Below are 10,305 nucleotides of genomic sequence, written 5' to 3'. Positions count from 1 at the left end.
AGGTGCGGGTGTTGTTGCTAAGATTTTAGACTAGTTCTAAAACCTTGCTTTAAGAAGGCTGCACTTGTGCAGCCTTTTTTATTGCCTAAAATTTAGTAAAAATAATGTGTAAAGAATATGGATGTTATATGGGCCGTATTTTAGAAATTGAATTGTTTGTTATTATCTAAGCTCAAAGCTTAAAAAGGTTAGTAACAATGCTTAAATTCAAATCGATGATTTTCATATTATCTTTAGCTGCAGCGACTGTGGGTTGTGGTAGTTCTGACAATGGAAATGCCGTCACAACAGTAGATACTTCTGAAACAGAAACAGAAACAGAAACAGATACAAGCGACAGTACCTCAGGTAACTATAATGCTGATTTATTTGATGTACTTCCTTTAAGCGAGGAGCAAGTCAGTTGTACCCTAGAAAATGGCACCACAACCACTTGTTATGAGCTTACTTTTGCTGCTAATACTGTGGGTGATACTGAAGGCGAAGGCACCATCGGCCCCTATTGCCCTGACAGCATAACCACTCCTAGAGATGAGGCTGGCCTTGGGGTTTATGATGGTGATACCAATCCTGGCTTTCAGTCTTTGGTTGATGCAGCACAAGGGATGGATGCTGACGGTTACGACATAGTTGATGAAGACGGTAATATTCGCTCTGGCGGTGGCGGAGATTACAGTTATTGCTTGTCTATGCCATTTGACTCAAGTTTAACAGTAACCTATTTGATACCCGTTACCCCTGAGTTTCGCTCTGAAGCTTATTACATTGAGACAGTAGGTAGTATTGGTCTAGGCATCAATGGTATCCCAATTAAAGGCGACCCACCTAGTGTTACCACAGCAGAAGCTGGGATTGGTGGTACAGGCAGTGGAAACATTCCTGCATTAGATCATTGTGGAGGGCACGCAGACCCCGCTGGTTATTATCATTGGCATTTCATACCTCAATCCATAAACACTGTATTTGAATCGGAAGAATACGACTTAACTGATTTATATGGGATCAGTTGCAGCAATTCATATATTGAATACGAAGACCCAACTGCCTTTGCGGGTTTGGCTAAAGATGGTTTCCCAATATATGCGGCATATGATGCGGTAGATGCAGTGCCCACGGACCCGAATAGTGTCGCAACGGTTGATGAATGCAATGGCCATAGTCATGCAACAGATGAATATTCAGAAGGTGTGTATCACTACCATGCATTAGAAACGGGTGCACCTAATGTACCAGTTTGTTTAATGGGAAGTTTTGCAGAGCGAAATGATTTTTCTGTTCAGTAATTGCCAACCATAAATGCATTAGGCTGCCAATTTGCAGCTTAATGCAGGAGACTCAATATGTTTAACTATTTTAAAATTATCACCTTACTTTTTAGTTTAAGTTTCGTACATCATAGCTTTGCACATGACAGTAACATCGCTACCTTTCATATTAGGCATATGGCAGATGACCTATGGGTTTATGAGCTTATGACACCACTTCATGGGCTTGATACATCGTTAAGAGAAGCTATGAAAGGAGATACAAGTTTAGCTAACCTGGCCCAAGAGAGTACTGAATATAAACAAAAGCTGATTACTCATATAAAAAGCGGTTTTGACGTTTCAGCAATGGAATATTCCGAAGATAAAAGTGCAACTAAACCAGTAAAATTAAGTTTAGGCAAAGGAAGAATTAAATTGAACGAACATCAGTCTGTGTTCATTTTTGAAATTAAAGGTATGCCAAAAGATGTGATGCAACTTGATTTCCGCCTAGCGAGTATGTCGAATAATGACTCTCAAAATAATTTACTAAGGCTGATAGATGGCCAGAAAACAAAAAAATATTTATTGAATCAGAGTAATGATTTCTCCGGACAAAGTATCGGCTTCTTTCATTCGGTGATACCTAAAACCTCTAGTTGAGTTCAAAAAAATTTATAAAATGCACTTCTAGATTTTGTTACTATTAAGAAAATTATGGAGGTGTGATGCAGTATTCAAAGTTAGGAAGCAGTGGTGTTAATGTTTCAAGAGTATGTCTTGGAAGCATGACGTGGGGAATACAAAATACCCAGCAAGAAGCCAATGAGCAAATCGATTTCGCTTTAAGTAAAGGCGTCAATTTTATTGATACAGCTGAACTTTATCCAGTGCCGCCAGCGGCTGACAAACATGGTGACACAGAACGTATTATCGGTAACTGGATTGCTACTAATCCAGCAAGAAGAAAAGACTTTATTTTAGCCAGTAAAATCGCAGGTCCTGGTTTGTCTTATATCCGTGATGGTCATAAAATTACAGCTGAAAGTGTTATTGAATCTGTCGATGCTTCATTAGGGCGATTGAAAACCGATTACATTGATCTTTTTCAATTACATTGGCCTAACCGTGTATCACCCCACTTCGCTAAACACTGGCCTGGGCAAGTGACCTTTTCTAAAGCTAACTCTGATGTTGAAACCAATCAGATGCTAGAAATTCTTCAGGCCCTAGATGATTGCATTAAAGCAGGTAAAATACGCTTTTGTGGCTTGTCTGATGACACTCCTTGGGGCATAAATACCTACCTTAAATTGAGTGACCAATACGCTTTACCACGCATGGTATCTATTCAAAACGAGTTTAGTTTACTGCATGCTAAAGATTGGCCGTATTTGATAGAGAACTGCATCCATGAAGACGTTGCGTACTTGCCTTGGTCACCTCTAGCAGGTGGTGCATTAAGTGGTAAATATCTAAACAAACAATTACCAAAAGGTAGCCGTTGGACCTTAGTTCAAAGGAATGGCATATTCCGAGATACAGAAGTAACGCATGCTGCAACCGCCAAGTATGTAAATATAGCTAAAGCGCATCAGCTCAGTCCTGCGCAACTAGCTTTAGCTTGGTGTGATCAAGTAGATGGAGTAACCTCAACTATAATCGGCGCAACAAATATGGCGCAGCTATCAGAAAATATTGAAGCATTTGATGTCACTCTTGCTGAAGATGTGCTTATCGCAATTGCAGAGGTGTTTAAGGAGTATCCAGTACCTTTTTAAGCTAGGATAAAACCAATAATTGTAAGGTAATGAAGTAAAGGTAGATGTAACCTCTACTTCATTTGCACCGCGTGGAGTAAGTCTAAGATTTAATGCGATTAATATCCGAACTTAGAGTTCATTACTTTTAGCACCAATATTGGTGTCTAAGAAATCGATAACTGCTTCATATAATTGTTTTCTTCCTTCCTCATCATATACCCCGTGACCACTTTTTTTGAAGCTAATATATGGTACTTCTTTGCCAACTTCCTGTAACTTTTCACGCATCTTTAGAGCATTAATGACTGGGACTCGGGTATCTTTTTCCCCATGAATCAACAATACCTTAGCTTTTATTTTATCAACGTGATTAACAGGGGAAAACTCATCCAATAGCTCTTTATCTGTACCTAAGACTTTTTGTAAATAGGCCTCTCCACCTAAACTAAGCATAGTGTCACTTTCAGAGTAGGCATAATGTAAGTTGTAAATTCCCACATACCCTATGGTACATTTAAAAAGGTCCGGAGCTCTTACTGCAGACATAAGCGCAGCATATCCGCCGTAACTCCCACCATAAATACAAACTTTATCTGCCTGCACAGCTCCTTGGGATATTGTATGTTGAGTCGCTTCAATAATGTCATCTATCATGGTGCCTCCCCATTCCAGATAACCTTTCTTTTCGAAAATTTTGCCGTACCCAGCACTACCCCTGTAGTTTACTTCTAATACCGCATAACCTTTATTGGCAAGCAATTGCACTTCACCATCAAACTCCCAATAATCTCTTGTTTGATGTGGTCCTCCGTGCACTTTGACAACTAATGGTACTTTTTCTGTATTATTTGACTTGGCAGGCATAGTCAAATAACCGTGAACTTTTACCTCATCCTTAGTTAAAAATGAAAAGGCTTGTTTGGGTTGTAACTGCCTTGGATCTAACCATGAGCGATTAGCCCAAAGGAATTTTGCATCCATAGTTTCTGTGTTAAATAAATAAAATTCACCGGGATTAATATCACTACTTACATGTACTAACATCAGCTTACCGCTTTTGTTTTGGCTAGTAATTAATACAGTTTGATGATTAAAGGCCTCTACCAACATTTTGTGAATTTTTACCTTTGGTGAGGTATCTTCTGTGTAGTGATAAGAAGTTTTATCAGGTTGTGATATCCCTACAATTGGTTGGTAGTTTAAAGGATCAAATGACCATATTGTTAGATCGGTTGTTAAATCAGAAAAAACCTCGGTTAATTGCTTGCTTTGAGTATTGTATTTATAGAGGTTAAGAATTGTTTGTGCTTCATTGTATCCTTTAAAGTAGACATTATCTGATGTGTCATCTACAGCGACGGGTATAAAATTTCTCTTAGAGTTTAAGGAGAGGTCGAAGTCCTTCCATGCAGAGTTTGCATTTTCTCGATAGGCGGTGAATATATTATTATTTTCATCAGACCAAGTTATAAACTTCACATCACCTTTACTAGTTGCTAAAACGGTCGCGCCGGGATGGGATATGGTTTGAACTTTACGTTTACGGCCATTATAAATATTTAATTTGCTGATGACTGGGGCTTTTAGACGTAAATCCCATAATTGATTGTTTTTTAAGGTCCAAGGATGTTCGATTATCAGTATATGATCATCATCATCTTCTAACTGGCTTATAATGTAGGGTGTTGCTCTAGTGCTTTCTCGCTTTTTTATACGGCTGCTATTAGGACCTTCTGATGCTCTGAAGCCATACAAAAACTCTGCTTTACTACCATCTATGTTGGTGGCAAATATTTCACCTGTTGCCACTGGGCGATCAAGGCGCATACGTTGTTCTGCATATTGGTAAATCACGCGCTCATTATTAATCCATTGTGCAGAGTGAATTTCGTCTCCTTCTCTTGGCCTAACGCCGCCAATATAGGCCATATCTTTAGAACGAAGAAACAATACTCCAATCTTTCCATCTACACGTACACGGGCCAATAGGTGTTTACCATCAGGAGACAATTTCATATCTAAATAATCACCATGGCGAACAAAGTCATAAAGTGGAATGTCTTGAGAAAAACTAGACGTGCAAAAGATTAGCAAGAGTATACAAAGGTGCTGCTTCACGTATTATCCTTAATGTAAAAATTATTAAATTTCCCGACTACTAGGGTAATGGATTCTACTAGTAACCCATTATTTTACAATAGTAGTTATGCGTATATTTTTATACTGAATAGCTACTTGGTGAGTTTATCAACCCTCTTCATATTCTTTGTATTTCAAATGGTTATGTATTAACCTGAGTTTCATTCCATTATAAAAAGTCATTATGTCTTTAAAAAATATCCGTGTGTTATGTGCCACTGCTGCTTTATGTTTAGTCTCTATTTCATCTTACGCAACCATAGTAGAAATTCGTACTTCACTTGGTGATATCGAAGTTAATCTGTTTGATGATGCGACTCCAGAAACCGTTGAGAACTTTTTGAGTTATGTAAATTCAGGGGCTTATGCCAATGTTGTGGTACACCGTTCTGTTACTGGGTTTATTATCCAAAGTGGAGGTTATGAATATTCTGGCTCTGCTGCTGCAGGAGAAGTACCTTTAGACACTATAGAAACTGGGCCAGCAGTAATTAATGAGCCTGTGTATTCTAATTTGAGAGGTACCATTGCCATGGCTAAGCTATCAGGCTCTGCTGATAGCGCAACGTCACAATGGTTTATTAATTTGGCAGATAACAGTAGTAATCTGGATACTCAAAATAGTGGCTTTACTGTATTTGGCCAAGTATCTGATGCAGGTATGCAAACCGCTGATGTTATAGCCAGTACAAGCACAGTTGACCTGGGCAGCGCTTTTACCGATATCCCTATGTTGGACTATACAGCTACAGATTTTGCAAATGATGTGGTGATTGCCGAAGAAAACTTAGTGGTGATTGCTGATGTTGTAGTAACCGATGCGGCAATTGATACCGCAGCTTTTTTAAGCCCAGTTGAAAATACATTAATAGATGCTGATAGCAGTATGGGTGGTACATCTAGCTCAGGAGGTGGCACATTTTTATGGTTAACTTTATTAGCATTGGCAGGGATAGCGACAAGATCAAAATCAATATTAAGTTGAGTTAAATTTGATTGCAATTGTGATAGTTCTGTGAGGAATTCACAATCAGCGTCATTCATAATAAATGACTTTTTATTATGTGAGCAAAATATATGTCTTTATTAAAAATGGTTAAACCACCAGTTTATCTTTTTCTTTATTGGTCGGTATTTCTAATTACCGGTATTTTGCTACTTTTAACTGGTTGTGGAGGTTCTGGTGGAGATACCGGAAATCAAAGCCCCACAGTACCTACCGTGCTAACAGGTGTGTTTGTTGACTCTGCCGTGCAAGGTCTGACTTATTCAACGGCTACCCAATCGGGTACGACTAATGAAGATGGGGAGTTTTCTTATATTCAAGGTGAAGCCGTCATCTTTTCTATTGGAGATATTCAGTTTCCCTCCGTTATAGCTCAAACTCTCATTACACCTCTTGATGTTTTCTCTGTTACAACAGTCAATGACATTCGGGTTTCAAATATGGCTCGTTTACTACAAACATTAGATCATGACGGCATACAGGGAAATGGTATAACCATTACTGATGAAGCGCACAATCAAGCTGTTGGCGTAGACATAAACTTTGCCGCAACAGACTTTGCATCACAGGTAGAAGACCTTGTGGCTAACGCAGGGGCTGTTAATACGTCTTTGATAAGCGAACAAGATGCCATTGAACATCTTAATTTAGCTCTAGGTAATATGGCTACGACCAGAGGGTGTACAGCAGACTCCACAAAAATTGGCTATACAGGTACTTTTTCCACTTTAGCTCACAGTGTTTCTGGCAAGGCAACAGTGATTGACGATTGTACTTTGGAGATTACCCAGTTTAACTTTGATGGCGCGGCGCCTAATGTAAGATTTTATGGGGGAATAAATGGTAATTTTACTGACTCAGAGGCATTTGCAATCGGTGAGCGTCTTGATGGGCGAAGTTATACAAATGAAACGATATTGTTAGAGTTACCAGAAGGCAAGTTTGTGGATGACCTTGATAGTGTAAGTGTGTGGTGCGTCGCCTTTAGTGCTGACTTTGGAAATCTACGTTTAGAAGCTCCCTAATTTACGTTAATATATTTAAATAAAAAAGCCTTACAAGCATAACCTTGTAAGGCTGTTATTTTTTAGACGATATAGGTTATTTTATTTCAATAAGCTCAACATCAAATAATAAGGTCGCGTCAGGTCCTATTGTTTGACCGCTACCGCGTTGTCCATAAGCTAGCTCTGATGGAATGGTAAGCTCAAATTTATCACCTACGTTCATTAGTTGTAGCGCTTCAACCCAACCTTGGATCACGCCAGTAACAGGAAATTCTGCAGGCGTACCACGGTCGTACGAACTATCGAACTGAGTTCCATCAATCAGAGTACCTTTATAATGCACTACTACAGTTTGCTCTGAAGTTGGCATTGGGCCATCACCAGATACGACTTCTTTATATTGCAAGCCACTCTCAGTAACCACTACACCTTCTTTTTTGGCATTAGCTTCAAGGTAAGCAAGGCCTGCAGCTTTATTTTTAGCGCTGTCTGCTTCTCTAGCAAGCTGCTGCTTTTCTTGTGCTTGCTGTTGAATAGTTGTGATGGTCTGGTTGATTTCTTCATCACTTAAGCGTGATTTAGTACCAGATTTCACATCATCTAATGCTAAGGTTAAAGCATCTAGGTCTAGCGTTAACCCGTCACGCTGAAATTGCCCTGCTAGGTTAGTCCCTACAATATAACTTAACTTTTGTTCAATACTCGCTAACGCAGGATCTGCAGCTGCAGCCGCCGTGTCTACGGTGCTTTCTGCCGCAGTTTCTGTCGTACTTGTTTTATCATTGCCGCATGCAGCAAGAAATAAAGATGATGCCGTCAAAAAGGCGAGTGATTTTAATTTCATGTAATTTTCCTAAAATTGGAGGAGGTCTAATGTCACTATCGTAATTTGGCCAGATAAAAACAGATAAGAGTAATCTTCAAAAAGATACATAGGGTTTGATGCTTCAGTATTCAAGGGCAAGATCAAAAAAGCCCCGTTAATAAATAATTAATGGGGCTTTTTAATAAAACTAAGATGTTTTATTTTTTAGCTGCGTTACGCTCTTTCACTTCTGCAATAACTTTCTCAGATACAGCATTTGGACAAGGGCTGTAGTGTGAGAATTCCATTGAGAACTGACCACGACCAGAAGTCATAGTACGTAGGCTTCCGATGTAACCAAACATTTCAGATAGAGGAACGTCAGCTTTAACACGAACACCTGTTGCGCCTGCTTCTTGATCTTTTATCATGCCACGACGACGGTTTAAATCACCGATAACATCACCAACGTGATCGTCAGGCGTAAATACGTCAACTTTCATGATTGGTTCAATTAACTGAGGACCAGCCTTAGGAATTGATTGACGGAAAGCGCCTTTAGCGGCGATTTCAAACGCAACCGCTGATGAATCAACTGCGTGGAATCCACCGTCGTATAATTCAACTTCAACGTCTAGCACTGGGAAGCCAGCTAGAACACCTGTATCCATCATGCCTTTAAAGCCTTTCTCGATAGCAGGGAAGAATTCTTTAGGTACGTTACCGCCCACAACAACAGATTTGAATGTAAAGCCTGTGTTAGCTTCGCCAGGTTTGATGCGGTAGTCGATTTTACCGAATTGACCAGAACCACCTGATTGCTTCTTATGGGTATAAGAATCTTCAACTTCTTGTGTGATAGTTTCACGGTATGCAACCTGAGGTTGACCAACTTCTAACTCAACACCGTAAGTACGCTTCAAGATATCTACTTTGATATCTAAGTGAAGTTCACCCATACCAGAAAGAATCGTTTCACCTGAGTCATCGTCAGTTTCAACGCGGAAAGTTGGATCTTCAGCAACCATTTTACCGATAGCAATACCCATTTTTTCAGTTGAACCTTTATCTTTTGGCTTAACAGAAATAGAGATTACTGGCTCTGGGAATACCATAGCTTCTAGAATGATTGGATCTTTAGGATCACATAGTGTGTGACCTGTTTGAACATTACTCTTCATACCAACGATAGCGATGATGTCACCCGCTTGAGCGCTGCTTAATTCATTACGATCATCTGCTTGCATCTCACACATACGACCAATACGCTCAGTCTTACCTGTAGCAGCATTTAGTATGGTGTCGCCTTTCTTAAGCGTACCTGAGTATATACGTACGAAAGTAAGGGCACCAAAACGGTCATCTGTAATTTTAAATGCTAATGCTTTGAATGTTTCATCTGCAGAAACTAGAGCATGCTTGCCAGTAGGCTCGCCTTCTTCATCTGTAAGAGGTTGAGGGTCAACTTCAGTAGGTGAAGGTAAGTAATCAACAACAGCATCAAGAATAAGTTGCACACCTTTGTTTTTGAAGGCAGAACCACAGTATGTTGGGAAGAAGTCCATGGTACGCGTACCTTTACGGATACAACGCTTGATATCTTCTATAGAAGGTTCTTCACCTTCCATGTAAGCCATCATTAGATCGTCGTCTTGCTCAACAGCAGTTTCGACTAACTGTTCACGGTACTCTTCTACTTTATCAACCATGTCCGCAGGAACATCTTGAATTTCGTAGTTTTCAGGTAAACCTGTGTCATCCCAAACGTATGCTTTACGGGTTAGAAGGTCAACAACACCCACAAACTCGTCTTCGATTCCGATTGGTAAAACCATCACTAGTGGGTTAGCAGCTAGTACGTCTTTAGTCTGTTGAACTACACGATAAAAATCAGCACCCATACGGTCTAACTTGTTTACGAAGATAATACGTGCAACTTCTGAGTCATTCGCATAACGCCAGTTAGTTTCTGATTGAGGCTCAACACCACCAGAACCACAGAATACACCTACACCGCCGTCTAGTACTTTAAGTGAACGATATACTTCAACTGTAAAGTCAACGTGCCCAGGAGTATCGATAACGTTAAAACGGTGATCTTTCCAAAAACATGTTACAGCTGCTGATTGGATAGTAATACCGCGCTCGGCTTCTTGTTCCATGAAATCGGTAGTAGATTCACCGTCATGTACTTCACCAGTCTTATGGATTTGGCCTGTAAGTTTAAGGATTCTTTCTGTAGTGGTCGTTTTACCCGCGTCAACGTGGGCAAAAATACCAATATTTCTGTATTTAGATAAATCGGTCATTGGTTCAACTTCATTGTGAGTAAAAATTG

8 protein-coding genes are annotated in these 10,305 nt (G+C 39.7%); 5 read left to right on the top strand and 3 right to left on the bottom strand.

The window, feature by feature from the left end; translation table 11 throughout:
- Positions 1–197: 197 nt before the first annotated feature.
- The 3 genes from EOK74_RS20140 (at position 198) to EOK74_RS20130 (ending at position 3,028) form a co-directional block, all read left to right on the top strand.
- Positions 198–1,283 carry a YHYH protein gene (locus EOK74_RS20140; protein WP_133471917.1) on the top strand — a complete coding sequence of 362 codons (1,086 nt, stop codon included), beginning with the start codon at positions 198–200 and terminating at the stop codon, positions 1,281–1,283.
- A gap of 57 nt (positions 1,284–1,340) precedes the next feature.
- Positions 1,341–1,910: a hypothetical protein gene (locus tag EOK74_RS20135; protein WP_133471916.1), complete on the top strand. Its 570-nt coding sequence runs from the start codon at positions 1,341–1,343 to the stop codon at positions 1,908–1,910.
- 65 nt (positions 1,911–1,975) lie between these two features.
- Positions 1,976–3,028, top strand: a complete 1,053-nt coding sequence (locus tag EOK74_RS20130; protein WP_133471915.1) for an aldo/keto reductase — start codon at positions 1,976–1,978, stop codon at positions 3,026–3,028.
- Positions 3,029–3,139: 111 nt separating this feature from the next.
- On the opposite strand, the gene EOK74_RS20125 is transcribed toward EOK74_RS20130, so the two are convergent.
- Positions 3,140–5,128 (bottom strand): alpha/beta hydrolase family protein, encoded by a 1,989-nt coding sequence (locus EOK74_RS20125; protein ID WP_133471914.1) that lies wholly within the window; start codon positions 5,126–5,128, stop codon positions 3,140–3,142.
- Between the two features lie 205 nt (positions 5,129–5,333).
- On the opposite strand from EOK74_RS20125, the gene EOK74_RS20120 reads away from it, so the two are divergent.
- Together EOK74_RS20120 and EOK74_RS20115 are read left to right on the top strand one after the other, a co-directional pair.
- Positions 5,334–6,134, top strand: a complete 801-nt coding sequence (locus EOK74_RS20120; protein ID WP_133471913.1) for a peptidylprolyl isomerase — start codon at positions 5,334–5,336, stop codon at positions 6,132–6,134.
- Between the two features lie 92 nt (positions 6,135–6,226).
- Entirely contained in the window at positions 6,227–7,180 is a 954-nt protein-coding gene (locus EOK74_RS20115) for a DM13 domain-containing protein (RefSeq protein ID WP_133471912.1), read from the top strand.
- Positions 7,181–7,256: 76 nt separating this feature from the next.
- On the opposite strand, the gene EOK74_RS20110 is transcribed toward EOK74_RS20115, so the two are convergent.
- Positions 7,257–8,006, bottom strand: coding sequence for a BamJ family beta-barrel-assembly machinery protein (locus EOK74_RS20110; RefSeq protein WP_133471911.1), 750 nt, complete (start codon positions 8,004–8,006; stop codon positions 7,257–7,259).
- A gap of 179 nt (positions 8,007–8,185) precedes the next feature.
- A complete protein-coding gene (gene fusA / locus EOK74_RS20105; RefSeq protein WP_133471910.1) occupies positions 8,186–10,276 on the bottom strand; it encodes an elongation factor G in 2,091 nt (696 codons plus the stop codon).
- Between the last annotated feature and the right edge of the window lie 29 nt (positions 10,277–10,305).

This window comes from Paraglaciecola marina (assembly GCF_004360155.1).
Lineage (GTDB): Bacteria > Pseudomonadota > Gammaproteobacteria > Enterobacterales > Alteromonadaceae > Paraglaciecola > Paraglaciecola marina.
Note: the sequence above shows the minus strand (reverse complement) of the source record. Positions and strands in the feature narration are given on the sequence as shown.

Coding starts and splice junctions, on each gene's coding strand:
- EOK74_RS20140 (WP_133471917.1), top strand. CDS start 198: ATGCTTAAATTCAAATCGATGATTTTCATATTATCTTTAGCTGCAGCG.
- EOK74_RS20135 (WP_133471916.1), top strand. CDS start 1,341: ATGTTTAACTATTTTAAAATTATCACCTTACTTTTTAGTTTAAGTTTC.
- EOK74_RS20130 (WP_133471915.1), top strand. CDS start 1,976: ATGCAGTATTCAAAGTTAGGAAGCAGTGGTGTTAATGTTTCAAGAGTA.
- EOK74_RS20120 (WP_133471913.1), top strand. CDS start 5,334: ATGTCTTTAAAAAATATCCGTGTGTTATGTGCCACTGCTGCTTTATGT.
- EOK74_RS20115 (WP_133471912.1), top strand. CDS start 6,227: ATGTCTTTATTAAAAATGGTTAAACCACCAGTTTATCTTTTTCTTTAT.
- EOK74_RS20110 (WP_133471911.1), bottom strand. CDS start 8,006: ATGAAATTAAAATCACTCGCCTTTTTGACGGCATCATCTTTATTTCTT.
- fusA (WP_133471910.1), bottom strand. CDS start 10,276: ATGACCGATTTATCTAAATACAGAAATATTGGTATTTTTGCCCACGTT.